Genomic DNA, 23,791 nt, shown 5'->3' with positions numbered 1-23,791 from the left:
TTGCGCCCCTAGCCGGTAAAGCCGCGCCAGCGGCCGACGCCGGGGTGCAGCGGCCGGCGGATGGATCGTTGGTTCTGCTGCCACGCACTCTGGTGGTGTTCGGGCGCGGCCCGGCGCTCGTCGGTCTCCTCCCGCAACAAACCACGGATGACGGCGGTCACCGCCGATACTTCGGTGTCACTCACGCGGGTGGTCACGAAACTCAGCTCCGACGGATCAAACTCTGAGGGCTTGGGCATCGCGGTGTCAGTAGACATCGTGGTGTTAGACGTCCTCACAGCGGTATGTTCCCGTGCTTCTTGGCCGGCAGGGTCGCCCGTTTGGTACGCAGCGCCCGCAGCGCCTTGATGACGGACACGCGCGTCGCGGCCGGCTCGATGATGCCGTCGAGCTCTCCGCGTTCCGCGGCGAGGAACGGGCTGGCCACGTTGTAGGTGTATTCGTTGGCGAGGCGCGTGCGTACGGCGGCGACGTCTTCGCCGGCCTGTTCGGCCGCCTTGATCTCGGCGCGGTAGAGAATGTTCACGGCGCCCTGGCCGCCCATGACGGCGATCTCCGCGGTCGGCCAGGCCAGGTTGATGTCGGCGCCGAGCTGCTTGGACCCCATTACGATGTACGCGCCGCCGTAGGCCTTGCGCAGAATGACGGTGACGAGCGGCACGGTGGCCTCGGCGTAGGCGTAGAGCAGCTTGGCGCCACGACGGATGATGCCGGTCCACTCCTGGTCGGTGCCGGGCAGAAACCCGGGCACGTCGACGAGGGTGAGAATGGGGATGGAGAACGCGTCGCAGAACCGGACGAAGCGCGAGGCTTTCTCGCCGGCCTCAATGTTGAGCGTGCCAGCCATAGCGTTGGGCTGGTTGGCGACGATCCCGATGGAGCGACCCTCGACCCGGGCGAACCCGACGACGATGTTCGGCGCGTACAGCGGCTGCGTCTCGAGAAAGTCGCCATGGTCGACGATGTGCTCGATGACCGTTTTCACATCGTAGGGCTGGTTGGGCGAATCGGGGATGAGCGTGTTCAGGCCACGATCGGCATCCGTTGTTTCCAGCTCGACCTCGCTGTCGAACACGGGCAGCTCGGCCAGGTTGTTGTCGGGCAGGTAGCTCAGCAGGGCGCGGGCGAAGTCGAGCGCGTCGGGTTCATCGCTCGCGAGATAATGCGACACACCCGAGACCTTGTTGTGGGTGAGGGCGCCGCCGAGCTCTTCCATGCCGACGTCCTCGCCGGTGACGGTCTTGATGACGTCCGGGCCGGTGACGAACATCTGGCTGGTCTTGTCGACCATGATCACGAAGTCGGTCAGCGCGGGGGAGTAGACCGCGCCGCCGGCGGCCGGGCCGCAGATGATCGAGATCTGCGGAATGACGCCGGACGCGGCCGTATTGCGTCGGAAGATCTCGCCGTACTTGCCGAGGGCCACGACGCCCTCCTGAATGCGCGCTCCGCCCGAGTCGAGAATGCCGATGATCGGCACTCCCGTTTTGAGGGCGAGATCCATCACCTTGATGATCTTCTCGCCGGCGACCTCACCGAGCGAGCCGCCGAAAATGGTGAAGTCCTGGGAGTACACGGCAACCTGGCGGCCGTGAATGGTACCGGTCCCGGTGACGACCGCGTCACCATATGGCCGTTTCTTCTCCATCCCGAAAGCCACGGTGCGGTGCCGCACAAACTCGTCGAGCTCCACGAAGGAACCCTGGTCGAGCAGCAGGTCGACGCGCTCGCGGGCGGTCATCTTGCCCTTGGCGTGCTGCTTCTCGATAGCGGTGGCTCCGCTGGCGGTCACGGCTTCGTGATAGCGCAGCTTGAGGTCAGCGAGTTTTCCCGCCGTCGTATACAGGTCCGGTGCCGCGGCGGGCGTCTTGTCAATCACCATTTCACTCTACCGGCACCCCTGGGCCGCTCCCCGTTGACGATAATCCACAACTTTGCCGCGCAACACTGGTCGTTTCCCCTCCGGCCGGCCCTCCCAGCGGCGCAACTCGTGCAATCTGGCCGGAACCAGGTGCTCTACGGCCATATTCTAAAGAATTGCAGGAGTCCTGCCAACGAGAGGGTAGCCACAATGGAGTTTTCGCTCAGCCGCACCGAGGTGAGCCGGTTCGAGTACCGTTCCGAGGCCGCCTCCACCAATGACGTGCTCAGGGAACACGCCACAGCAGATGCCGCCGCCTGGCCCGACCTGTCGGTGGTCGTCACCGACAACCAGACTCAGGGGCGTGGCCGGCTCGGCCGCGTCTGGCTGGCCCCGACCGGCAAAGCCCTGGCCATCTCCGTGCTCATCCGCCCGCGCACCACAACCGGGGAAACGCTGCCACAGCACAGCCTCGGCTGGTTTCCCCTCCTGGCCGGCGCCGCCATGACCCGGGCTGTGCGCGGCGTGGTCGAGGCCGGCATGCAGCCGGTCGCCGGAGTCAAAGAGGCCGAGGATCCCCGCCACGAAGTCACCCTCAAGTGGCCCAACGACGTGCTCATCGACGGCTACAAGGTGTGCGGCATTCTCTGTGAGCTGCTGCCCGACGCCTCCGGCATCATCATCGGTGCTGGCCTCAACCTCTCGCTCGACGAGCATGACCTGCCCACCCTCACCTCCACCTCGCTGCTGCTGGTCACCCGCAGCAAGCCCGACCCCGACGCGGTGCTCGCCGCCTACCTGCGGGAGCTCGTCACGCTGTACCGGGTCTTTCTCGCCGCCCACGGCGACGCGCTCCGAAGCGGCCTGCATACGGACGTCTCCGCGCTGTGCGGCACCCTCGGCAGCGTCGTGCGGGTGGAGCTGCCCGGCGATGGCGACCTGATCGGCACCGCCACGGCCATCGACTCCGGGGGCCGGCTGACGGTCATCAACCAGACCGATGGCGAAGAACGGTCTGTCGCCGCTGGCGATGTCACCCACCTGAGGTATTAATAGAAGTAATGAAAGAGAAGAAGAAAGCGCCGGACGAGCCAGACGATACCGAATCCTCCGGCTACGCCCGCGAGAGCCGGCCCGAGACAGTCGTCGCCCGCCTACGTCCGCACGTCCGGATCCTACTCTGGCCCACCGTGGTCCTGTTCGCCCTGGCCGGCGCTACCGGTTACTTCTTCGGCAACATGCCCGAGCCCTGGCAGAACGCGGCCGTGCTCGCCGGATCCATCGTGCTCGCCGTGTTCGGCTGGCTGCTGCCGCTCGCCGCCTGGCTCACCAAGCGCTATACCATCACCACCCGCCGCATCATCTTTCGCCACGGATTCTTCGTGCGCACCCGCCAGGAACTGCTGCACAGCCGCGGCTACGACGTGAGCGTGCGGCAGAATTGGGTGCAAGCCGGGTTTCACTCCGGCACCGTGCTGATCAATTCGGGGCTGGAGCATCCACTCGTCCTGAAGGACGTTCCCAACGTCGACCTCGTGCAGAGCGTGCTGCACGACCTCATGGAAAAAGCGAGCACCGTCATGGGTTCACGCCGGCAGGAGCACTCGGCGATCTCCGAGGAGTCAGCGTTCTGGGGTCGCCGCTAGACCGGCTGGCAGGGTCATGGAGCCGGTGCGCGTCGCAACAACGGATGCCCCCGCTCCGGCAGGCGCATCGGCCCGTCCCGGCGCAAACACCCAGTAGCGGTACAGCGTGAAACGAAACACCGCTCCGAGGAAGAGGCCCACGACGTTGCCCGAGATGTTGTCGGCGAGAACGCTCGTGTAACCGAGTACGTAGTGGCTGAACCACAGGCAGGCGATGCCGATGCCCATGCCGACCAGGCTCACAGCAAGAAATTCTGCGCCTTCGCGCATGGTGCGGTTCTGACGGTTCCCTCTGAAGGTCCAGTAGCGGTTACCAAGCCAGTTCACCAGAATAGCCAGCACGGTCGAGATGACCTTGGCGTAGATCGGGCCGGCATGCACGTCGGCCGAGTCCAGCACGGTGGTGCGCAGCAGGTTGAAGACGGTGAAGTCCACCACGAAGCCCAGTGCACCGACGGCGCCGAACTTGAGGCCCTGACTCACAAAGCTGAGCAGGCGCTGCTTCAGGGTGATCGACATGCGTCCGTCCGACGTTCGGTAAAGTAGAAAAGCACTGAAGTCTCGCAGTCTACGGCGTGCTGAAATCTCCGGGCTGAGTATCCACTTGCGTTTACCTGAACGCTCGCATAGAAATTGGTGAACAGATGGCTTTAACCGTCGGTGTAATTGGCGCGGGCCAGCTGGCCCGCATGATGATTCCCGCGGCCGTGAACCTCGGCATCGAGTTGAAGGTTCTCGCCGAAGCCGACGGTATGTCCGCCGAGCTCGCCGCCGTCAGCGTGGGCGACTACCGCGACCTGCCCACCGTTCTCGCCTTCGCGAAGACCGTCGACGTGCTCACCTTCGATCACGAACACGTGCCGCAGGAGATCCTGCGCGAGCTCGTGCGCGAAGGCATCATCGTGCACCCCGGCCCCGACGCCCTGCTCTACGCCCAGGACAAGCTGCTGATGCGCGAAAAACTCGCCGAACTGGGCCTGCCGATACCAGACTGGGCCCGCATCACCGACGCCGCCGGTCTGGCAGATTTTCTGCAGGCCCACGGCGGCCGCGCCGTTGTCAAGACCGCCAGGGGCGGCTACGACGGCAAGGGCGTGCGGGTGGTCAGCCACGAGCACGACGTCGATGACTGGTTTCTGGCGCTCGCCGAAGACGGCAACGATGGCGCACTGCTGGTCGAGGAGCTCGTGCACTTCAGCCGGGAGCTGGCTCAGGTCGTCGCGCGCCGTCCGAACGGTGAGATCGCGGTCTGGCCGGTCGTGGAGACCGTGCAGAAAGACGGTGTCTGCGCCGAGGTCATCGCGCCGGCCCCGCAGTCCGCCGGCCGACTTGCCGACGTCGCCACCGACATCGCCGTGGCCGTGGCCGTGGGTATCGGTGTCACCGGCGTGCTCGCCGTCGAGCTGTTCCAGACAACGGATGAGCGCCTCCTCATCAACGAGCTGGCGATGCGACCGCACAACAGCGGTCACTGGTCGATTGACGGGTCCACGACGAGCCAGTTCGAGCAGCACCTGCGGGCGGTGCTGGACCTGCCGCTCGGGGCGACCGGCGCCCGAGACCCGTGGACGGTCATGGTGAACATCTTCGGCGGGCCCGCGTCCGGCTCGCTCGGTGACCGTTATGCGGGTGCGTTCGCGCAGCATCCGCTTGTGAAGGTACACAATTACGGCAAGGCCAGCAGGCCCGGTCGCAAGGTGGGCCACGTCACCGTTGGCGGCGACGATCTCGACGAAGTTGCCTACCAAGCGCGTGCCACAGCGCAGTTATTTCAGGACACTGCACCAATAAATGAGTAATAGGATCATCTGCGTGCTAGAGAACACCGAAAGTATCAGCGTGCCCCAGACGTCGACCGCGCCGCTCGTGGGTCTGGTCATGGGCAGCGACTCCGACTTCGCTGTGATGAGCGCCGCCGCACAGACTCTCCGGGACTTCGGGGTGGCGCACGAGGTGCAGGTTGTCTCGGCGCACCGCACTCCCGAGAAGATGCTCGACTATGGGCGCAGCGCCCAGTCCCGCGGTCTTAAGGTGATCATCGCCGGAGCCGGGGGAGCCGCACACCTGCCCGGCATGCTCGCCGCCATGACCACGCTGCCCGTGGTCGGGGTGCCCGTGCCACTCGGCCTGCTCGACGGCCTCGACTCGCTATTGTCAATCGTGCAGATGCCGGCCGGGGTGCCGGTCGCGACCGTCTCGATCGGTGGAGCGAAGAACGCCGCGCTGATCGCGATCAAGATCCTCGCCACGAGCGATGACACGCTGCGCCAGAGGCTCGAAGACTATTCCGTGCAGCTCGCCGACCTGGTCGAGCAGAAGAACCGGGACCTCCAAACGCGATTATGACCAGTGTGACAAACCCGGGCAGTGTGACAGAGCCGATCCGGCACCCCAATTCCGGCTCCGCACGCGTGATGACGACGCGTGCATGGTGGCTTGTCGTACTCAATTTCGTTCTTCCCGGTTCTGCCCAGGTGCTGGCCGGTAACCGCCGGCTCGGCCGGTTCGGTCTCGGCGCCACTCTCACCCTCGTGACGATCGGGATCATCGCCGGAGCCGTCTACCTGCTCTGGCCCGCGGTCGTACTCACCGTGTTCACGAGCACCATCGGCCTGTGGGCCGCCGCCGCGGTGCTCGCGTTCTACGCGGTCACCTGGCTCTTGCTCACGCTCAACACCCTGAGCCTGATCAGGTTGGGTCGAGCCGCGCCGGGCGCCCGCCCAATCATCGCCGCGTTCTCGACGGTGCTCATGCTCCTCGTGACCGGTACCGCCGGCTACGGCGCCTTCGTCGCCACCTCCGCGAGCGGATTCCTCTCCTCCGTCTTTGTCGCCGGTCCGAGCCAACCGCCCGTTGACGGACGCTACAACATCCTGTTGCTCGGCGGTGACGCCGGTGCCGACCGTGCTGGTCTCCGTCCCGACAGCCTGTCGGTGATCAGCATCGACGCCACGACCGGCCAGGCCACAACCATCAGCCTGCCGCGCAACCTCGAGCACGTGCCGTTCTCGACCGGGTCCTCACTCGGCGCTCTCTACCCGAAGGGCTATGGTTCCATCGACGGATGCGACGTGTCGGCCTGCATGCTCAACTCCATTTTCACCGAGGCGGAGGTGAAACGCCCGGAGTACTATCCGAACGCCGTGTCCGAGGGTAGTTCCCCGGGTATCGAAGCCACCCGCGAGGCGGCGCAGGGCATCACCGGCTTGACCATCCAGTACTACGTGCTCATCGACATGCTCGGATTCTCCGACCTCATCGACGCCCTCGGCGGCGTCGACATCACGGTCACTGAGCGCCTACCGATTGGTGGCGACGAGCAGCTCAAAGAGGTCGAGGGCTGGATCGAGCCGGGGGCTCAGCACATGGACGGAACCACGGCCACCTGGTATGCGCGCTCGCGGCATACCACGAGTGATTACGACCGGATGGGGCGCCAGGCACAATTGCAGGAGGCCGTTCTCAACCAGTTCAGTCCCGCAAACGTGCTGACGAAATTCCAGGGAATCGCCGCGTCCAGTTCTCAGGTCATCAAGACCGACATTCCGCAGGGCATGCTCGGATACTTCACCAACCTTGGTGCGAAAACCAAGCAACTCCCGATCAGTCGCGTGGCATTGACCCCGCCGACCGTCGACCCTGAAGACCCTGACTACGCCCACATCCACGACCTGATCGCCACCGCTCTCGCCCCGGCGCCCACCACCACGCCCTGAAGCGTCACAGCCGACCGCAGACTGGTCGAGCCCGCTGCGTTCGCCCTCAACCACCGCAGGCTGACTGAAAACACCCAGCCACCGACTGCTACAAATCGGCGTGCAGTTGCCAGACCTGCTCGGCGGAGTCGCGCCAGCTGTAGGCCCTGGAACGATCCAGGCCGTGCAGGCGCATCCGTGCAGTAAGTGCCTGGTCGCCGAGAACGGTCGAAATCGCGGCCGTGAGCCGTTCCGGATAGCCGGCTGCATCCTCAAGCGCGACGACGTATCCGGCATCTCCCGCCACCTCAACGAGTGCGGGAGCGTCGGAGTGCACGACCGGCGTGCCGAAGCTCAGCGCCTCGAGCAGGGGCAGGCCGAATCCCTCGGCCTGACTGGGATACACGAACACTGTCGCGCGGGAGAGCATCAGGGCAAGGTCGCTGTCGCTCACGAAGCCGAGTGCACGTACGCGTCCCTCCGGTAGGCCGGCTTCGTCGGCGACCGCGGCCACGTCGAGGTCGCCCCAGCCCTGTGGGCCAACGATCAACAGCGGCAGGTCCGGTGCACCGGGCAGGCCGAGGCCGGTAATGAGCGGTGTCAGCCCCTTGCGCGGTTCCAGCGTGCCGACGGTGAGGATGAATTCGCTCGGAAGCCCGAGTTCGGCCGCCCGGGCATCCGCATCGAGTGGAAGCTCCAGGGTGCTGCTGACCGCGCCGCCGATCACGCGCACCCGGTCGCCAAAGTCAATGATGTTCGTCAGCGCCTCGGCTACGGCGTGAGTGGGCACGACGATGACATCCGCATGTTTTCTGGCCCGTTTCGTCATGGCCTTGTGCCAGGTGACCCCGCGTGGGGTGAGAGTTTCCGGATGCGTCCAGGGCACGACATCATGAATAGTGACTGCGACCTGGGTGCGATCGCGCACCCGATCATGCTTGCGCAGGGGAGCCAACAGGCTCGGGGCGTGAACCATGCCGCCACCCGTTGACGCGGTCAGGCCCAGCTGCCACGCGGCGGCCAGCTCGCGTCTCGGGAGAGTGGTCTTGTGCAGGCTGGCCAACCCCGGGAGTCGTGCCAGAATCGAATCGTATTTGTCGGGTGAAGACGCCGACACGATCCCCTCCACATCACAATCGGCCGGGGCCGTCAATATGAGCTGGCGGGTGAGTTCCTCGGTGTAGCGGCCGATCCCGCCCGGAACGGCCGCGATCATCTGATCCACTATCACGCGCAGGGTTGTCATCGTTTGTCCGCTCCCGGGTGCAGGTTTCGTTGGACCGAGCGCAGCGGCCGGGTGAGACGCCAGGACAGGGTCTGCCGCGTGCGGACGAGTTCGGCAGCGACCCGGGCCAGCTCGGCCGCCTCGTCGCGGAGCTCAGCCGTCGCAGTGTCGGCACGGAGCACCGCGTCGCGGAGCTCAGCGGTTACAGTGTCGGCACGGAGCGCCTCGTCGCGCACTGCGCTGTGCAGGCGCTCCGTCTCCTCCTCGGCGCGTACGCCGGCCACGGTCGTGTAGCGGTCAAAGACGCAGGCCGGATAGTCGAGCAGTGGCTGGAGCTGGGCGCTGTGTTCAGCGGCCACATAAAACCGGGACAGCCCGTCAAACAGGCAGAAGATGTAACCGGCCGCTACCAGGGCAGGTTCCCAGTCTCCGTGCGTGCGCTCCGTGCTGCGCGGTGCGGTGGCCTCGACGACCAGCACCCAGGGGCGGAACCGGGTGAAGTCGATGGAGCCGAGCACCGCCCTTTCGGCGCCCTCGGTGTCGATCAACAGGAAGTGGATGTCGCCGTCGCCGAGCCCCGAAGCCTCGATCACGTCGTCGAGGCGTCGAGTTTCGACGACCACATCGGTGATCGCGAACCCGGTTTGGGAGTGTGTGGCACCGATGGAGTCGACGATCGTCGACAGCCCGGTACCGTCGATCACATGGAGCGTGATCGAGGCGTCGGGGCTGTCGGTCACGACGGCCTCCACCACCTGATCCCGGGGACGTTCCGCTCGGAACTTGGCCGCGAACGCAGAATTCGGCTCTACGGCGATGCCAGTCCAGCCACGGTCATAGAAGCTGCGGGTGACGGAATCGTCGGAGGGATCATTGGCGCCCACGTCGATATAGACGCCGTGTTCGATGTGGCCCAGCGCGCGCCACAACACCACGTCTTCGCCATTCTGGGCGTGGGACAGGAACGTGTCGGGCTCATTCATCAGGACACCGCGCCGGCCGAGTGGGCGCCCGAGAGGGCGGCACGCCAGTCGCGCATCGGAACGAGGCCGGCACTCGCCCACGATTCATGCCCGAGCACGGAGTACGCGGGCCGAGGGGCCGGGAGAACGAAGGCCGAGCTGTCCGTGGGCAGTACGCGCTCCGCGTCAAGACCGGCCGAGGTAAACACGGCCTGGGCCATGTCGAACTTGGACGCGACGCCGGAGTTGGTGCCGTGGTAAATGCCAGCCGGGGCATCCGCGTGCAGCAGTAACACAATCTGCGCGGCGAGATCGACGGTCCAGGTGGGCTGGCCGAGCTGGTCGTTGACGACGCTCACCGTGTCGTGGTTGGCGGCCAGGCGCAGCATGGTACGGGCGAAGTTGGGGCCATGTCGACCGTAGAGCCAGGCAGTGCGCACGATGAAGCTGCGGGCGCCGTTCTCGGCGAGCACGAATTCCTCGCCGGCAGCCTTCGTGCGGCCGTAGGCCGAGATCGGGTGGCGCGGGGTGTCCTCCGGGTACGGCGTGGTGGCCGTACCGTCGAAGACGTAGTCGGTGGAGACTTGAACGAGGCGGGCCGAGGCAGCGGACGCCGCTACCGCCAGATTTCGAGCGCCCACGCCGTTCACGAGGTAGGCCGTGTCTTCGTTCGATTCGGCGTCGTCAACCTTGGTATAGGCGGCGCAATTGATGACCACGTCGTGCCCGGCGACGGCATCGGTGACGGCCGACAGATCGGTCACGTCGAGGTCGATTCGGCCAAGTGCGGTCACGTTCTGGCCCACCAAAGCCGCCTGCAGATCGCGGCCGAGCATGCCGTTGGCTCCGGTAATCAGGAAACGGGTCATGCTATCCCAGCGCCGCTATCGCTTTGAGCGGCTCCCACCATTGGCGGTTGTCGCGGTACCACTGCACCACGTCGGCCAGGCCCTGCTCAAACGGAACCTCGGGAGAATAGCCCAGCTCGGCTTGAATCTTCGAGATGTCCACCGAGTAGCGCAGGTCGTGGCCGAGACGGTCGGCGACCCGGTCGACGTACGACCAGTCCTTGCCAGTGGAGTCCAGCAGCAGCTGGGTGAGCTCCGTGTTGGTCAGCTCGGTGCCGCCGCCGATGTTGTAGATCTCACCGGCGCGACCGCCGACGAGCACCATGGCGATCGCACGGGTGTGGTCGTCAACGTGCAGCCAATCGCGAATGTTGTTGCCCTCGCCATACAGGGGAACGTGCCGGTCATCGATCAGGTTGCTGACGAACAGCGGAATAACTTTTTCGGGAAAATGGTACGGCCCGTAGTTGTTCGAGCAGCGCGTGATCGACACATTCAGGCCGTGCGTGCGGTGGTAGCTGCGGGCGAGCAGGTCACTGCCGGCCTTTGATGCGGAGTAGGGGGAATTGGGCTCGAGCGCCCGCTCTTCGTTCCAGGACCCCTCGGCGATGGAGCCGTACACCTCGTCGGTGGAGACGTGCACAAAACGGGCCAGGTCATGGCGCAGCGCCGCGTCGAGCAGCTGCTGGGTGCCGAGCACGTTGGTCTCGACGAAAATCGAGGCGTCCCGCACCGATCGGTCGACATGGGACTCAGCGGCGAAGTGCACGACAGCGTCGAGGCCGGGGAACAACGTATCGAGTAGGGCGGCGTCACGGATATCGCCGTGTACGAAGGAGTAGCGCGGCGAATGCGCGATGGGTGCGAGGTTCTCCCGGTTGCCGGAATAGGTCAGTGCGTCAAGAACGACAACCTCAGCGCCTTCGAGGCCTGGGTAGGCGTCTTCAATGGTGCGGCGAACAAAGTTGGAGCCGATAAAGCCAGCTCCACCGGTGACGAGGATCTTCATAAGGAGGTACCGTTTCGTTGGCTGAGGGGACCCGCCGATTCTACTGGAACGTCGGTGGAAGTTCCGGCGGCAGGTTCAGTGCGTGCCGCGACGCTGCTGGAACCGAGAACGCACCCACAGGCCGACCGCAATCGCTTGTCGCAAGGGCCACAGCAGAACACCGTGGTACTTGCGGGAGAGGAACCTGTTGGCGCTCTCGTGATGCGCAGCGAGCATACGTGCCGACTCGGCCTGCGTGGAGTGGGCGCCGGTATGGGTAACGGCGGCGAGGGGCTCGTACACGCATCGATGTCCCGCCTGCTGCATTCGATAGCCCAGGTCGACATCCTCGAAATACATGAAATAGCTGTCGTCGAAACCGTTCAGCTCCACGAAGGTCGACCCGCGAATCAGCAGGCACGCCCCGGACAGCCACCCGCTGTCTCGCCGGTGTGGTTCTCCGCCGTTGCCTTGGAGATAACGGCGGGTCCAGGGATTGGAGGTCCACACGTTGGCGAACAGGGCATGCCCCACTCCGGTGCGGATTGAGGGCAGCGCGCGTGCCGATGCGTACGTGGTCCCGTCCGCGTTCAGGATTCGTGGTCCGACAGCGCCGATGGACGGATCAGACTCCCCGATGGCGCGAAGAATGTCGATGGACTCGGGCGCCAGCACGAGGTCAGGATTGCAGATGAGAACCCAGGCTGGCGTTTCATGCAGGCTGGCGACACCGGTATTGATGCCGTGGCCGTAGCCACGGTTCGTATCGCTCAGGTACTCGGCGCCGAATTCGGCGGCGATTGCACGCGCTTCGCTTCCGAGCGGCTTGTTGTCGACCACGACGACCCGAAGCGGCTGGCGGCTGGCGCCTGCCACACTGGCCAGGAACGGTCGCAGGACCTCGTCGGACCCGTGACTCACAGTGACCACGGCGATCATGGGCGTGTGGTTTCGCGGGCGGGCGCGGTGACGCGATCGCCGTTGCGTTCATGTGTCATGCGTGCTGATACCGTTCCGATCGAGAAGAAGACCTATCAATTCTACCGGGACGGCCCCTGTGTAGACTTCTGGGCGTGCAGATTCGCGAACTGAAGATCCCAGATGCCTACGAGTTGACCCCAAAGCAACACGCCGATGACCGGGGGGTTTTCCTGGAATGGTACCGCTTTGACCGGCTTGAAGAAACGATCGGCCACGCGCTTGATCTTCGCCAGGCGAACCTGTCGGTCTCGCGAAAAGGCGTGGTGCGGGGCATTCATTTCGCCAGCATTCCTCGGGGCCAGGCCAAGTATGTGACTGCCGTTCGCGGCGCCGTACTCGATTACGTCATCGATATCCGGGTCGGATCGCCCACCTTCGGCCAATGGGATTCCGTGCTGCTCGATGACGTCGACCGTCGCAGCGTGTATCTGGCCGAAGGCCTCGGGCACGCCTTCGTGTCGTTGACGGACGACGCGATCGTCACTTATCTGGTCTCCGATACGTTCAACCCGACCCGCGAACACGGCATCAACCCGTTGGACGCCGACATCGACCTCGTCTTCCCGCCCGAAGCCGGAGTGCCGCTGCTGTCTCCGAAGGACACCGACGGCCCCTCGCTGGAACACGCGGCAGCCTCGGGCCTGCTGCCGACCTGGGACGAATCGCGAGCCTTCTACGACTCGCTCACGACATCATCGATGGGGAAGGCCTGACATGCGGGGGATTATTCTGGCCGGAGGGTCGGGAACCCGACTTTGGCCGATCACCAAAGGCATCTCCAAGCAGCTCATGCCGATCTATGACAAGCCAATGGTCTATTACCCGCTATCAACGCTCATGATGGCCGGTATCCGCGAGATACTCATCATCACGACGCCAGAGTATGCCAGCCAATTCCGGGCACTGTTCGGGGACGGATCCGATCTGGGCCTGTCCATCGAGTACGCCGTGCAGGCGTCGCCTGACGGACTCGCCCAGGCATTCACGATCGGTGAGGACTTCATCGGCGACGACAGCGTCGCGCTCGTTCTGGGTGACAATATCTTCCACGGTGCCGGCCTCGGAACGGCCCTGCGGGGTAATTCGCAGATCGAGGGTGCCGTCATTTTCGCGTATCACGTCGCGGATCCGGCGGCCTACGGAGTCGTGGAGTTCGACGGTGATTTCCGGGCCGTATCGATCGAAGAGAAACCGGCGGTTCCGAAGAGCAACTATGCCGTGCCGGGACTCTACTTCTATGACAACGATGTCGTTGAGATCGCGAAAACGATCAAGCCAAGCGCCCGCGGTGAGCTCGAAATCTCAACCATCAACCAGGAATATCTCGATCGCGGCAAGCTCCGCGTGCAGGTCCTCGACCGTGGAACGGCATGGCTTGACACTGGCACCTTTGAATCCATGATGCAGGCAAGCGAATACGTGCGCGTCATCGAAGACCGTCAGGGTTTCAAGATCGGCTGCATCGAGGAAATCGCCTGGCGTGCGGGCTGGATTGATGACGACCGTTTGGCCGAGCTTGCTGAGCCGCTCCAGAAGAGTGGCTACGGGCGGTACCTCGCGGGCTTGCTGTCGGGCACGCCCGCCTGAGCTGATGGGGCAGCCGTTCCCCGCTGGATGCCGGCGAGAATGTCCGTCATGGTCGCCATGATGCCGGCGGGCAGGGTTTCCTGCTCCCGGTCGTCGAGGTCGGGCCAGACCACGGTTTTCAGGCGCAGGTCGAGCGCCTGGAACGCGGCCGACGACGACGTTCCGAGCATGACCCGCGCATTCCCCTTCGCCAGGATGCGGAAATAGCCGAGCAGGGAACTAATCGTGACCGCGTGCCCGGAGATCAGGTTCTTCGTGGCCGCCACGGTTCCCGTCGACCGGGCCACGTCGAGGGCACGCCCGGTGGAATCCACGATGAGAGCGGCACAGTCGGTAACGAAGATGTAGTCGCGCAGGGTATCCAGGGGAACATAGATCGAGGTGGGCGCCCCGGTGAACTGCGCTCGAGCGACATGAGAGATCAGGCCCTGCATCTTGTCGAGGCTCTGGCCGGGCCCGTACAGGTTGGAGATGCGCCCGGAGAGTGCAGAGATTCCCGTGCGCCGCGAGAAATCGGCGAGGACGGCCTCCGCGTCGAGTTTGAACCGGCCGTAGGGCGAGATCGGTACCGGCACCGTGTGTTCGGTGAACGGCGGATCGACCGATCCGCCGTACACGCCACCGGCCGACGACGCGAAGAACACGCAGCCTTGTGCCGAGAGCGGATGCCCGTGCGCCTCCCGCGCGATCACGTCGAGTGCCAGGCGGAACTGGTGCAGTTGGCCCTGCATGTCCGTGGCCGGGCTTGAGGTCACGACGGTCCCAGCCGTCCAGAAAACGGCCCAGTCGCCGCCCAGCCCGTCCCTGTTGCCGGAAGCAGCGCACGCGAGAAGCTCCCGCATCGACCGGGCTACCGAGGCCTCAAGGGCCGCGTCGTCCTGCCAGCACACCGGAGCAGCGTCGATGAGCGACCAGCCGGCGCTCTCCCGCAGCCGGGTCGAGGTGGCCCGCCCGAGCATTCCCCTCGCGCCGATGACCCACGCGGTCTTTGTCACGGCACGCGCGGGTGACGACGTCCGAGCGGCCCATGAGCCGGATCGGTGGTGATGAGATAGGGCGGCTTGCCCATGGCCATATTCACGTTGATACCGATGTACTCGGCGATAACGCCAAGCGAGAACAGCACGGCACCGAAGCCCAGCAGCACGATCACGATCGTCGACGCCCACCCCTGGGGGACCTCGTTGCCCGCCAGGCGCGAAACGAGAATGAAGAGCGCCACCGCCGCGCCCGCCGCGCCGACGACGACGCCCAAAATACTCACGAAGCGCAGGGCGCGCGTGCCGCTCGACAAGATCATTCGCCAAAAGTGGGAGAACAGGCGTCGGGTGGAGTATCCGGAGCGTCGGTCGCCCTCGTCACGCAGTCGAACCGGCGACGTGACGACGGTGCCGGCCACCCATCCCATGGCCACGTCGAGGTATACACCGGAACCGGAATAAGCGGCGACGCTTCGACCGATGCTGCCGAGGATCAGGCGGAAGCTCTGGTAATCCGGTGCATTCGATCCGGAGAAGAGCTTGGTGAGTAGCCATTTCGCTGTGCTGCTCGCCGAATTGCGCAGGTAACCGTGCGGCGCCGGATTTGTGGGCTTGGCGTAGACCACCGAGGCCTGCTCGCGCATGGCTGTGTCGAGGAGTCCACCGATGTCGCCGGGATCGTGCTGGCCGTCCTCGTCGAGAGTGACGATCCACTCGTTTCCGGACGACGCCATTCCGGCGAGGGTTGCCGCATGCTGGCCGTAGTTACGGCTCAACCAGACGGCGCGCACGAAACCGTACTGGGCATCCAGTTCGCGCATGACGCGGGCGGAGTCATCCGGGCCGTTGTCGCACACGAGGAGCACCTCGCGCACGACGAAGGGGTAGCCGTCGGGGGAGACGGTCACCGAGGTGAGGCATTCGATTTCGGCCATGATGGCGGCCAGCGTGGCCTCGCCCTGGTACACGGGGATGACCACGGACAGTTCGTGCGGACGCTCCACGGGTTCAGCCGTCGTGCCTGGTTCAATCTCTGGTGGTGTCACAATCAGGTTTCATGCTCGGGAGGCCGGGATTGCCCGACTTCGGATGGAGGGGGTCAGCGTGTCGACCCACTGAGGTATGCGGACAGCGCATCCTGTGTCACGGTCAGGTGCACCACTTTTGCGCTCCTGACGGGGCCGCCGACGGCATCGACGACCGCGATGTCGACCGGTGCGGTGTCCGGCGGTGCTGTGAAGGCGAGGGTGAACGTTGCCGTGTGATCCGTATATGGCTGTACCTGTCGTCCACCGCCGGGGAACGACACCGTCGTGCTTCCGCTCTCGACCTCGCTTACCACGTCGAACGTGACGGTGACCGGCACGGGCTGGGCACCGGCGTTGGCAACCACGAAGGAGGCCGGCAGGCGACGGCTCACGAGGATGGACACTTCATCCTCGTCGAAGGCAGAACCGAGCGACGGGGTGGGATAGGCGGTCACGGGGATGGTGACGAGCTCGGCGGCAGCCCCAAGCGTGGTCGACGACGTCGTGTCGGCGAGGTCGGCCCGGATGCCCTGCAGATCGACGAACGCATACTGCCCGTCGGCGCTCACCCGAGCGGCGTGTCCGGTAGAGGCCGCGAGCGCGGCTTCGACCGCAGCACCGCCGTCGGTGAAGGCCGCGCGCTGGATCATGATCCCCGCCATGTCGGCCGTTGCAGCGAGCGTCGCGAGGTCGGCGTGTGAATAGTTCGACAGCTGCCCAGGCCAGTCGGCCGTCGGCCTGCCCTTGATGCCGCCGTTCGACCAGCGCAGGTTTGTGGTCTGCAGGTAGGGCACAAGTTGGTTGGAGGCGATGAAACCGTTCCCAGCCTGAGTTTCCGGGAACGGGAGATAGGGCAGGAGCAATACCGCGGAACCCTCCGGCAAGCTTGCTTCTACCGCGCTGAACCACAGGTGGTCCGCGGCGAACTGCTTCTCGGTCGAAGCGTAGGTGGCCGAAGCGTCGCTCGGCGTCTGATCAACGAACGCCACGCCCAGCAGCCCGACGCAGAGCACGCCCACGGTCACGCGCCGGGCGCCCGGCCGCCATTCGTGCCGGGAGAACCAGCGGGCGAGCGCCTTGTCGAGCAGGAGGCCGAGTACGCCGAGGCTGAGCAATGCGAGCACGATCGACATCCGGTTCCAGCCACGCAAGCTGCTGGTGGCGAAAGAGATGAACGTAGACAGGCCCCCGATCGTGGAGAACAGGAAGCCTACGAGGATGAGCGCTGCCAGACCGGAGACGAGATCCCAGGACGGTGCGCTATTCCAGGGGCGGCGGCGAGTCACGAGAAGAAGCAACAGGATAATGACGGCACCGATGAAGCCGACGGCCGCGATCAGGCCGAAGGCTGGCAGCTCGCTCGCGAGCGGATAGCTCGAGTCATACTGTTGGCGAAAGGCGCGCAGGAACCCGATGCGGTGGTCTGACCACGGCAAGAGAAGCGCCGCGAGCTTGAGGGCGTAGCCCTCCGTTTCGGCGTGCCCGCGATCAAGCCCGCCCGGATTGGCGCCATTCTGCCAGGCGTAAATTAGGTCGGGAAGCATGTTGGCGAGCATCACCAGCACTGTGACGACGCCCGCGGTGGCTGCGGCCCAGAACGGACGCCAGGCACGGTCGCGCACCAGTACAGAGAGGCCGGTGAAGGCCAACAGCACAAGGAAGAAGATGGCATAGTACGACGACGATGTGGCGAGGATTCCGATCCACAAGAGTGTGCGGGCGGTGGGCGAGAACAGCCAAGAGAGAACCGGGTTCGGCGACGTGCCCCTGCCCCAGAGCGAAACGCCGCGCAGCAGCAGCACGAGCAGCCCCAGGCCGAGCGGAATGCCGTAGTAGGAGGCGAGCCAGAGGTGTGCCTCGCCGCGCAGGAAATGGTACGGCGCGAGCGCGAAGACCGTTGCGAGCACACCGCTCAGCGCAAGCGACACCCCGCACGTGCGGAAGAACCAGACCGCGGCGATGGCCGTGAGCACGAAACCCACGAGATAGTAGGTGTTCAGGGCGACGGCCCAGTCCTGGGTGAAGAGGCCGAGGATCTTCGCTGCTACCAGGTGCAGGTTGTCGGCGGTGGGGAAGTCGTTGTAGAACTGGCCGAAGGGGGCGCCGAGGCGTGGCTGGTATTCGTACCAGCCCTCCTCGATGACCGTCTTGAAATGCGCACTCGTGGAGACCGCATCCCCCGAATAATTGAGCGGAACCGCAAGGTTCGCCTTCCACAGCTGGAGCGACACGACGGTCAGCATGGCCGTGATCGCCGCCGTCGCCAGATAGAGCAGGAGCTCCGTGTGAGAGCTCGCCCGGCGCACCCACCGGGCGAGCGTCATCCGGTGACCCCGGTCATCCGCTGCCCGAGGAGCGCGTAGACAGCCCGGCGGCTCACGGCGTTGACCCGTGCCCGCAGATTCCCGATGCGCACGTCGCTGCGTGAGACGACGTCGGGCCTGCGCGCGAGCAAGGCACGGTGGAACGCGGTGGCTTGGGACGCCTGGTCGCGTCCGAGGCGCACGCTCCACTGCTCCGCGCTCAGGCGGAATGCGGCGAGAGCGACGGGGATGCCCACGAAGTCGCCTTCGAAGAGGACCTTCACGTAGGTCGCCTCGTCGATGAGGTACTGCTCATCGTGGGCCCAGCCGCCGACGGACTGGAGCACAGACCGGCGGATCATCACGCAGGCAGGCTCACCGAAACTGTTGAGGCCGTCGCGAACAGTGCGCCGCACGGCGAAGCCGCCGCGATGCCGGCCAGCGAGGCCGTTGATCCCGCGATTGCGGAATACGGGTTTGGCGCGGGCATCGATGATGTCCCGGCCCGACGCGACGAGCACGACGCCGTCGTCGAAAGCCCCCACCTGTCGAGCCACGATGTCGGGGTAGAGAAGGTCGTCGCCGCAAACGAGCTTGAGCAACGGGGCCGTGGCTGCGTCCGTCACCCGGTTCCAGTTGCGCGCTGCGCCGCCGCCGGCCTCTGTCTGAAGCAGAGTCACCCGCGGGTCGGCCAGAAACTGCTGCAGGCGCGCTACCGTGGCGTCGGTGGACCCATGGTCGGCCACGATGATCTCAAGGTCGGTGAAGCTCTGGGCAATGATCGATCGCATCGTCGCCTCGATGTGCTCCGCATTGTTAAATGCCGGGACGACGATCGATACTTTCGCAGTCATGTGTTCCTGTCTCTGGCAGGGGCTGCACGCACTCGGCCCCCGATGAATTATACCGGGGTGATTGCACGAGCCCGCGTGCGCCGGCGCGCAGGGGCATCCATCGCACTCGTCGCGGCCGGACACCCAGTCATGCGACGTAGGATGGTCGATCGTCGGGATGATGCCGATCGCAGACCCGCGCCGCAGGTGCAGAAGGAGCACGGATGGCCTCGTCAGCGAGTGCAGAACCGGAGCCGACCAGGTCGCCCGGGCGGGGCCTCCGCGGTGTATTGAACGATGAACGCGTACGATTCATCCTCATTGGCGGGCTCAATACGTCGATCGGCTACCTGATCTTTGTGATCCTCGAGCTGAGCTTCGGGAGCCGACTCGGCTACTTTTTCAGCCTGTACGGATCTTTTCTGCTGTCGAGCGTGTCAGCGTTCTTACTGCACCGGAGGGTCACCTTCCGGGTGAGCGGATCCGAACGTATCCTGCTCGATTTCCTGCGTTTTTTGAGTGTCTACACGTTCGCGCTCGTCATCAACTCCATCGCCCTCCCGCTTCTGGTGGAGGTCGGCGCCGTGCCGCCACTCCTCGCGCAGGCGCTCATCGTGGCAGCCACCACGCTCGTGAGCTACTTTGGGCACAAGTTCTTCTCGTTCCGTCGCCGTCCGGACCTGGTCGCCGACGACGCCTAAGGGCCTCAGTCCTGAACGGTGTTCGCCATGCGGTAGGCGGCCTCGTGCACCTCGGCGCAGGAACGCCACGTGAAAGCCCTCGCGCGTTCTTCGCCCAAGCGTCCGAGCTCGGTGCGGCGTTCCGGGTCGTCCAGAAGCGCCATCAGCGCGTTCGCGATAGATGCGTCCGTCGTCTCACTGTAGGCGACTGCGGTGCCGCCCACCTCGGGTAGTGCGAGGCGCCGCGTTGTGAGCACAGCCACGCCGCACGCCATCGCCTCGAGGACCGGCAAACCGAACCCTTCCCCGAGACTCGGGTAGACCATGACGGCACTGCCGCCCAGGAGTGCACGCAAGTGGGGCGCCGGAACATAGCCGAGCGACACGACCCGACCGGGTGCCTGGAGAGAGCTGATCTCCTCGTCTAGCCGGGTGTCCCAGCCGCGTCCGCCGGCCAGGACGAGGGGCGGCACCGGCAGCCCGGCGGTGTGACGTTGCTCCACGAGACTCCCATAGGCGCGCACGAGCGCCGGCAGGTTCTTCCGGGGCTCGAGCGTTCCCAGGAAGGCAATCCAACCGGCCTCACCAAGTTTGTATTCGCGGGCGACGTCGTTGATTTCCGTCGCGGTCGGCCGGTGAAACAGGTCGAAGTCGACGCCGTGGTGGGCGACGACGAAGCGGTCGTGGCCGCCCGTGAACCGAGCGACCTCGGTCGCCGTTGCCGCGCTCGGAACGATGAGGACGCGTGCCAGCCGCACGGAGAGACGGGTCCACAGACGGAAGAAGATCCCCTTGATCCGTGTGTGCACCTGCGGGTCGCTGAAGAACGTGGCATCGTGCAGCGTCACGACCCGGACGCGCCGGGTGAACAGGGGGAGCGTGTAATGCGGGGAGTGGATGACGCTCACTCCGCGACGGCGGGCCAGGGCTGGAAGCGCCAGCTGCTCCCAGAGCAAGCGCACCACGGGGGACTCCAGGCGTCGGGACTGCGGCAATACCGTCATGCCCGGTGCCAGCGAACGAAAGTGTTCGGCATCCCGATGCTGGCAGGCGATCTCCACCCGACCCTGCATTTGGGAGAGCAGACCGTCGACGTAACGACCCACTCCTCCTCGATTGGCCGGAACGGCTGTCGCGTCGAAAAGCACGCGGGGATCGTCGGGTGCCCGGGTGTGATTGTGGCGGAGCGGTGCAGTCACCCTAGCTGGACCGGAGTGCGAGGTCATGCTCGACCATTGCCTGCACGATCTCGTCGAAGGAGCGTGTCGGCACCCAGCCGAGCGTCGTGCGGATCTTCGTGTTGTCGCCCACCATGACGGGGGCGTCCACGGGGCGCGCGAACCGGGGGTCGAGTTCCACAAAACCTTCCCAGTCCGCGATGCCGGCTGCGGCGAAGGCAGCCGCCACAAAGTCACGAACGCTGTGTTCCACCGCCGTGGCCACGATGAAGTCGTCGGCCGTGTCGGCCTGGGCAATGCGGAGCACGGCATCCACGTAGTCGGGAGCCCAGCCCCAGTCGCGGCGGGCGTCCAGATTACCGAGGAGAAGCTTGGGTTCGTCGCCGTTCACGATGCGCGCAACGCCACTCGTGATCTTGCGGGTCACAAAGGTCTCCGGTCGACGGGGCGACTCATGGTTGTAGAGAATCGCCGACGCCGCGAAGAGGTCCCGGCCGCGATATACGCCCACAAGGTGGTGAGCGTAGGCCTTGGCCGCACCGTAGGGTGATACGGGTTTTAGAGGGGTGTTCTCGGTTTGAGGCCGTTCCGTGGCGGCTCCGAACATCTCCGAACTAGAGGCCTGTACGAAGCGTACGGGGCGACCGAGCCGCTCCTGCAGCGCCCATGCTCCGGCGAGGAGGCCGGACACTGCCAGCCCCGTTACCCGCGCGGTCAATTCTGGCTGAGTCCACGATTGGGCAACGCTGCTGATGCCGGCGAGGTTGATGATCAGGTCGGGTTCGACGGAATCGATGACCGCGCGGAGCGAATCGGTGTCGAGCAGGTCGCCGGCATGTACGGTCACCCCGGGGGTGACTTCCTGCTCGTCGGGACGCGTGCCCTCGCGCACTATCGCGTGCACGTCCCATCCGTCGCCGGTGAGGCGCTCAGCCAGGTACGACCCATCCTGGCCGGTGATGCCTGTTACAACGACGGATGCCATGCGCGGTTAGGCCAGGTTCAGCTTCTGCTCAGCGAGGTCGTTCTCGACCATCATTTGAACGAGCTGCGGGAAGCCGACCTTGGGCTCCCAGCCCAGCACGCTGCGGGCCTTGGTTGAGTCTCCGATCAGCAGATCGACCTCGGCGGGGCGCATGAAGCGGGGGTCCTGCTTGACGTACGGCGCCCAGTCGTCGATACCGACCTGGCGGAAGGCGAGGTCGAGAAATTCGCGAATTTCGTGGGTCTCGTTGGTGGAGATCACGTAGTCGTCGGGGGTGTCCTGCTGCATCATGCGCCACATGGCGTCGACGTAGTCTCCGGCGAAGCCCCAGTCGCGGCGGGCATCGATGTTGCCGAGGGTGATGTGCTCCTGCAAGCCGAGAGAGATGCGAGCGACAGCCATGCTGATTTTGCGCGTGACGAACTCGGGGCCGCGGCGCGGTGATTCGTGGTTGAACAGAATGCCCGACGAGGCGTGCATTCCGTACGACTCGCGGTAGTTGATGGTCATGTAGTGGCCATACACCTTGGCAACGCCGTAGGGCGAGCGCGGCCAGAGCAGCGTGTCCTCCTTCTGCGGAACAGTCTGAACTTTGCCGAACATCTCCGAGCTGGACGCCTGGTAAAATCTCACTTTCTGCGCGTCATCGTGCGAGTACAGTCGCACGGCTTCGAGCGCGTTCAGCACTCCCAGGCCGGTGACCTCGCTGGTCATGTGTGCGTTCTCCCACGAGTAGGCGACGAAAGAAATAGCGCCGAGGTTGTAAAACTCGTCGGGCTGGGCGGTTTCCAGCGCGCGAAGGATGCTGGACAGGTCAGTGAGGTCACCGGTGAGGATCTTCACTCCCGGGACAGTCGCTTCGACCAGTTCACGCTTGGGGTTGTTCTGGCCACGCATGAAGCCGAAGACTTCATAGCCCTTGGAGAGGAGCAATTCTGCGAGGTACAAGCCGTCCTGGCCAGTGATTCCGGTGATGAGTGCGCGGGGCATAGTCCTCTTCGTTTCCGTTGGTTGCAATTCGACCCCAAGCCTAGCTGCTGTGACCAGAGCAAGCACCGAGGGCGAGGCCATCCCCAGTATGCGGCTATCTGGTGAACACGAATGTTGCAAACGTGCCCAGCCAGATCGCTGCGAGGATGAGAAGCTGTTTATCGGCGAGTACGACATCTTCGGGTGCGCCAGCGACTCCTTTGTCGATGCTATAGGCGTAGCGAAGAACGGCCATGCTGAACGGAACGATGGATAGAGCAGGGATCACGTTCTCAAGAACGGTGTCGAGTTCAAACGCCCAGAGAGAGTATGCAACCAGTGTGAGTCCGGCAGAGACGGACCAGACGAATCTGAGATACGAAAGTGAATACTCTTCGAGTGATTTTCGTGTTGCACCGCCGGTATCTTCAAATTCGCGTTTTTCGGAGTACCGCTTTCCAGCCACCATGAACAGCGAACCGAACGAGGCCACAAGTAGGAACCATTGCGACGGCACAATTCCTACGGCCACGGCACCGGCAATGGCACGCAGTAGAAAGCCGCTCGAAACGAGGACCAGATCGACGACAGGAACGTGCTTGAACCAGACGCAGTAGGCGATCTGCAGTACTTCATAGATGAGGATGACGACTGCCAGGGCGGGAGAGACAAAGTACGCACCCAGCGGTGCGGAGACAAGCAGGACTATTCCGGCTACAAGCGCTGCCCTCGCTGACAAGGCACCGGATGCGATCGGCCGGTTCATCTTGATTGGATGCGCCCGATCTGCGGCGACATCGAGGAGGTCGTTGACCAGATAGACACCGGCAGACGCGCCGCAAAAAATGATGAAAGTGAGTGCGGTATCAAGCGCGATCATAGGTATAAAAAGAACGCCCGCCGCCAACGGCGCAGCGCCTACGAGAACGTTCTTCAACCACTGTCGGGGACGGACAGCTTGAACCAGAGCTGGCATTTGCACGGGTGGATCCTTTAGGTTTATGCGAGCACTGTTAGGGTGTTGCATTGACTTTCTTTATCT

24 protein-coding genes are annotated in these 23,791 nt (G+C 64.7%); 8 read left to right on the top strand and 16 right to left on the bottom strand.

Annotation, left to right across the window (positions count from 1 at the left end):
* Positions 1 to 8: 8 nt before the first annotated feature.
* Together E3T50_RS06630 and E3T50_RS06625 are read right to left on the bottom strand one after the other, a co-directional pair.
* Complete coding sequence (locus tag E3T50_RS06630; protein ID WP_134551147.1) at positions 9 to 257, bottom strand: acyl-CoA carboxylase subunit epsilon; 249 nt, start codon at positions 255 to 257, stop codon at positions 9 to 11.
* Between the two features lie 17 nt (positions 258 to 274).
* Positions 275 to 1,882: an acyl-CoA carboxylase subunit beta gene (locus E3T50_RS06625; protein ID WP_134551146.1), complete on the bottom strand. Its 1,608-nt coding sequence runs from the start codon at positions 1,880 to 1,882 to the stop codon at positions 275 to 277.
* Positions 1,883 to 2,071: 189 nt separating this feature from the next.
* Here E3T50_RS06625 and E3T50_RS06620 point away from each other — a divergent pair, with 189 nt between their 5' ends.
* Both E3T50_RS06620 and E3T50_RS06615 read left to right on the top strand, forming a co-directional pair.
* Positions 2,072 to 2,914 carry a biotin--[acetyl-CoA-carboxylase] ligase gene (locus tag E3T50_RS06620; RefSeq protein WP_134551145.1) on the top strand — a complete coding sequence of 281 codons (843 nt, stop codon included), beginning with the start codon at positions 2,072 to 2,074 and terminating at the stop codon, positions 2,912 to 2,914.
* 8 nt (positions 2,915 to 2,922) lie between these two features.
* Positions 2,923 to 3,507: a PH domain-containing protein gene (locus E3T50_RS06615; RefSeq protein WP_134551144.1), complete on the top strand. Its 585-nt coding sequence runs from the start codon at positions 2,923 to 2,925 to the stop codon at positions 3,505 to 3,507.
* Here the strand turns inward: E3T50_RS06615 and E3T50_RS06610 are convergent.
* Positions 3,484 to 4,026 (bottom strand): GtrA family protein, encoded by a 543-nt coding sequence (locus E3T50_RS06610; protein WP_134551143.1) that lies wholly within the window; start codon positions 4,024 to 4,026, stop codon positions 3,484 to 3,486. The genes E3T50_RS06615 and E3T50_RS06610 overlap by 24 nt on opposite strands.
* A 125-nt stretch (positions 4,027 to 4,151) precedes the next feature.
* On the opposite strand from E3T50_RS06610, the gene E3T50_RS06605 reads away from it, so the two are divergent.
* The 3 genes from E3T50_RS06605 to E3T50_RS06595 all read left to right on the top strand — a co-directional run bounded on the left by E3T50_RS06605 (position 4,152) and on the right by E3T50_RS06595 (position 7,223).
* Complete coding sequence (locus tag E3T50_RS06605; RefSeq protein WP_134551142.1) at positions 4,152 to 5,306, top strand: 5-(carboxyamino)imidazole ribonucleotide synthase; 1,155 nt, start codon at positions 4,152 to 4,154, stop codon at positions 5,304 to 5,306.
* 79 nt (positions 5,307 to 5,385) lie between these two features.
* Positions 5,386 to 5,853, top strand: a complete 468-nt coding sequence (purE, locus tag E3T50_RS06600; protein ID WP_241990823.1) for a 5-(carboxyamino)imidazole ribonucleotide mutase — start codon at positions 5,386 to 5,388, stop codon at positions 5,851 to 5,853.
* Positions 5,854 to 5,921: 68 nt separating this feature from the next.
* Positions 5,922 to 7,223 carry an LCP family protein gene (locus E3T50_RS06595; RefSeq protein WP_134551140.1) on the top strand — a complete coding sequence of 434 codons (1,302 nt, stop codon included), beginning with the start codon at positions 5,922 to 5,924 and terminating at the stop codon, positions 7,221 to 7,223.
* Positions 7,224 to 7,311: 88 nt separating this feature from the next.
* On the opposite strand, the gene E3T50_RS06590 is transcribed toward E3T50_RS06595, so the two are convergent.
* The 5 genes from E3T50_RS06590 to E3T50_RS06570 form a co-directional block, all read right to left on the bottom strand.
* Positions 7,312 to 8,448, bottom strand: coding sequence for a glycosyltransferase family 4 protein (locus E3T50_RS06590; protein WP_134551139.1), 1,137 nt, complete (start codon positions 8,446 to 8,448; stop codon positions 7,312 to 7,314).
* Complete coding sequence (locus tag E3T50_RS06585) at positions 8,445 to 9,410, bottom strand: FkbM family methyltransferase (RefSeq protein WP_134551138.1); 966 nt, start codon at positions 9,408 to 9,410, stop codon at positions 8,445 to 8,447. The genes E3T50_RS06590 and E3T50_RS06585 overlap by 4 nt, the downstream gene beginning before the upstream one ends.
* The gene (rfbD, locus tag E3T50_RS06580; RefSeq protein WP_134551137.1) at positions 9,410 to 10,258 is read right to left on the bottom strand and encodes a dTDP-4-dehydrorhamnose reductase; all 849 of its coding nucleotides are present in this window, start codon (positions 10,256 to 10,258) and stop codon (positions 9,410 to 9,412) included. Before rfbD ends, E3T50_RS06585 begins: the two co-directional genes overlap by 1 nt.
* Position 10,259: 1 nt before the next feature.
* Positions 10,260 to 11,246, bottom strand: a complete 987-nt coding sequence (rfbB, locus tag E3T50_RS06575) for a dTDP-glucose 4,6-dehydratase (protein ID WP_134462431.1) — start codon at positions 11,244 to 11,246, stop codon at positions 10,260 to 10,262.
* Positions 11,247 to 11,321: 75 nt separating this feature from the next.
* Positions 11,322 to 12,164 carry a glycosyltransferase family 2 protein gene (locus E3T50_RS06570; RefSeq protein WP_134551136.1) on the bottom strand — a complete coding sequence of 281 codons (843 nt, stop codon included), beginning with the start codon at positions 12,162 to 12,164 and terminating at the stop codon, positions 11,322 to 11,324.
* A 134-nt stretch (positions 12,165 to 12,298) separates the two neighbouring features.
* Between E3T50_RS06570 and E3T50_RS06565 the strand changes: the two genes are divergently transcribed.
* Both E3T50_RS06565 and rfbA read left to right on the top strand, forming a co-directional pair.
* Positions 12,299 to 12,919 carry a dTDP-4-dehydrorhamnose 3,5-epimerase family protein gene (locus tag E3T50_RS06565; RefSeq protein ID WP_134551135.1) on the top strand — a complete coding sequence of 207 codons (621 nt, stop codon included), beginning with the start codon at positions 12,299 to 12,301 and terminating at the stop codon, positions 12,917 to 12,919.
* A gap of 1 nt (position 12,920) precedes the next feature.
* Complete coding sequence (rfbA, locus tag E3T50_RS06560) at positions 12,921 to 13,793, top strand: glucose-1-phosphate thymidylyltransferase RfbA (protein ID WP_134551134.1); 873 nt, start codon at positions 12,921 to 12,923, stop codon at positions 13,791 to 13,793.
* On the opposite strand, the gene E3T50_RS06555 is transcribed toward rfbA, so the two are convergent.
* The 4 genes from E3T50_RS06555 to E3T50_RS06540 all read right to left on the bottom strand — a co-directional run bounded on the left by E3T50_RS06555 (position 13,748) and on the right by E3T50_RS06540 (position 18,958).
* Positions 13,748 to 14,788, bottom strand: a complete 1,041-nt coding sequence (locus E3T50_RS06555; RefSeq protein WP_134462443.1) for an NAD-dependent epimerase/dehydratase family protein — start codon at positions 14,786 to 14,788, stop codon at positions 13,748 to 13,750. The genes rfbA and E3T50_RS06555 overlap by 46 nt on opposite strands.
* Entirely contained in the window at positions 14,785 to 15,777 is a 993-nt protein-coding gene (locus tag E3T50_RS06550) for a glycosyltransferase (protein WP_241990799.1), read from the bottom strand. Before E3T50_RS06550 ends, E3T50_RS06555 begins: the two co-directional genes overlap by 4 nt.
* 95 nt (positions 15,778 to 15,872) lie before the next feature.
* Positions 15,873 to 18,125: a hypothetical protein gene (locus E3T50_RS06545; protein ID WP_134551133.1), complete on the bottom strand. Its 2,253-nt coding sequence runs from the start codon at positions 18,123 to 18,125 to the stop codon at positions 15,873 to 15,875.
* Positions 18,122 to 18,958, bottom strand: a complete 837-nt coding sequence (locus tag E3T50_RS06540; protein WP_134551132.1) for a glycosyltransferase family 2 protein — start codon at positions 18,956 to 18,958, stop codon at positions 18,122 to 18,124. Before E3T50_RS06540 ends, E3T50_RS06545 begins: the two co-directional genes overlap by 4 nt.
* 203 nt (positions 18,959 to 19,161) lie before the next feature.
* Between E3T50_RS06540 and E3T50_RS06535 the strand changes: the two genes are divergently transcribed.
* Positions 19,162 to 19,638 carry a GtrA family protein gene (locus E3T50_RS06535; RefSeq protein WP_134551131.1) on the top strand — a complete coding sequence of 159 codons (477 nt, stop codon included), beginning with the start codon at positions 19,162 to 19,164 and terminating at the stop codon, positions 19,636 to 19,638.
* Positions 19,639 to 19,643: 5 nt separating this feature from the next.
* Here the strand turns inward: E3T50_RS06535 and E3T50_RS06530 are convergent, their stop codons facing one another.
* The 4 genes from E3T50_RS06530 to E3T50_RS06515 all read right to left on the bottom strand — a co-directional run bounded on the left by E3T50_RS06530 (position 19,644) and on the right by E3T50_RS06515 (position 23,731).
* Positions 19,644 to 20,765, bottom strand: coding sequence for a glycosyltransferase family 4 protein (locus tag E3T50_RS06530; RefSeq protein ID WP_166784224.1), 1,122 nt, complete (start codon positions 20,763 to 20,765; stop codon positions 19,644 to 19,646).
* Between the two features lie 52 nt (positions 20,766 to 20,817).
* The gene (locus E3T50_RS06525; RefSeq protein ID WP_134551129.1) at positions 20,818 to 21,780 is read right to left on the bottom strand and encodes a GDP-mannose 4,6-dehydratase; all 963 of its coding nucleotides are present in this window, start codon (positions 21,778 to 21,780) and stop codon (positions 20,818 to 20,820) included.
* A gap of 6 nt (positions 21,781 to 21,786) precedes the next feature.
* Complete coding sequence (locus E3T50_RS06520) at positions 21,787 to 22,770, bottom strand: GDP-mannose 4,6-dehydratase (protein WP_134462459.1); 984 nt, start codon at positions 22,768 to 22,770, stop codon at positions 21,787 to 21,789.
* 94 nt (positions 22,771 to 22,864) lie between these two features.
* Complete coding sequence (locus E3T50_RS06515; protein WP_255454273.1) at positions 22,865 to 23,731, bottom strand: decaprenyl-phosphate phosphoribosyltransferase; 867 nt, start codon at positions 23,729 to 23,731, stop codon at positions 22,865 to 22,867.
* Positions 23,732 to 23,791: the final 60 nt, after the last annotated feature.

Origin of the sequence: Cryobacterium gelidum (assembly GCF_004403985.1) — a bacterium.
In the GTDB taxonomy this organism is placed as follows: domain Bacteria; phylum Actinomycetota; class Actinomycetes; order Actinomycetales; family Microbacteriaceae; genus Cryobacterium; species Cryobacterium gelidum.
This window is presented reverse-complemented; position numbering and strand designations above follow the sequence as displayed.

Excerpts from the sequence above, each read along its gene's own strand:
- E3T50_RS06630 (WP_134551147.1), bottom strand. The coding sequence starts at position 257 with ATGTCTACTGACACCGCGATGCCCAAGCCCTCAGAGTTTGATCCGTCG.
- E3T50_RS06625 (WP_134551146.1), bottom strand. The coding sequence starts at position 1,882 with ATGGTGATTGACAAGACGCCCGCCGCGGCACCGGACCTGTATACGACG.
- E3T50_RS06620 (WP_134551145.1), top strand. The coding sequence starts at position 2,072 with ATGGAGTTTTCGCTCAGCCGCACCGAGGTGAGCCGGTTCGAGTACCGT.
- E3T50_RS06615 (WP_134551144.1), top strand. The coding sequence starts at position 2,923 with ATGAAAGAGAAGAAGAAAGCGCCGGACGAGCCAGACGATACCGAATCC.
- E3T50_RS06610 (WP_134551143.1), bottom strand. The coding sequence starts at position 4,026 with ATGTCGATCACCCTGAAGCAGCGCCTGCTCAGCTTTGTGAGTCAGGGC.
- E3T50_RS06605 (WP_134551142.1), top strand. The coding sequence starts at position 4,152 with ATGGCTTTAACCGTCGGTGTAATTGGCGCGGGCCAGCTGGCCCGCATG.
- purE (WP_241990823.1), top strand. The coding sequence starts at position 5,386 with ATGGGCAGCGACTCCGACTTCGCTGTGATGAGCGCCGCCGCACAGACT.
- E3T50_RS06595 (WP_134551140.1), top strand. The coding sequence starts at position 5,922 with ATGACGACGCGTGCATGGTGGCTTGTCGTACTCAATTTCGTTCTTCCC.
- E3T50_RS06590 (WP_134551139.1), bottom strand. The coding sequence starts at position 8,448 with ATGACAACCCTGCGCGTGATAGTGGATCAGATGATCGCGGCCGTTCCG.
- E3T50_RS06585 (WP_134551138.1), bottom strand. The coding sequence starts at position 9,410 with ATGAATGAGCCCGACACGTTCCTGTCCCACGCCCAGAATGGCGAAGAC.
- rfbD (WP_134551137.1), bottom strand. The coding sequence starts at position 10,258 with ATGACCCGTTTCCTGATTACCGGAGCCAACGGCATGCTCGGCCGCGAT.
- rfbB (WP_134462431.1), bottom strand. The coding sequence starts at position 11,246 with ATGAAGATCCTCGTCACCGGTGGAGCTGGCTTTATCGGCTCCAACTTT.
- E3T50_RS06570 (WP_134551136.1), bottom strand. The coding sequence starts at position 12,164 with ATGATCGCCGTGGTCACTGTGAGTCACGGGTCCGACGAGGTCCTGCGA.
- rfbA (WP_134551134.1), top strand. The coding sequence starts at position 12,921 with ATGCGGGGGATTATTCTGGCCGGAGGGTCGGGAACCCGACTTTGGCCG.
- E3T50_RS06545 (WP_134551133.1), bottom strand. The coding sequence starts at position 18,125 with ATGACGCTCGCCCGGTGGGTGCGCCGGGCGAGCTCTCACACGGAGCTC.
- E3T50_RS06540 (WP_134551132.1), bottom strand. The coding sequence starts at position 18,958 with ATGACTGCGAAAGTATCGATCGTCGTCCCGGCATTTAACAATGCGGAG.
- E3T50_RS06535 (WP_134551131.1), top strand. The coding sequence starts at position 19,162 with ATGGCCTCGTCAGCGAGTGCAGAACCGGAGCCGACCAGGTCGCCCGGG.
- E3T50_RS06525 (WP_134551129.1), bottom strand. The coding sequence starts at position 21,780 with ATGGCATCCGTCGTTGTAACAGGCATCACCGGCCAGGATGGGTCGTAC.
- E3T50_RS06520 (WP_134462459.1), bottom strand. The coding sequence starts at position 22,770 with ATGCCCCGCGCACTCATCACCGGAATCACTGGCCAGGACGGCTTGTAC.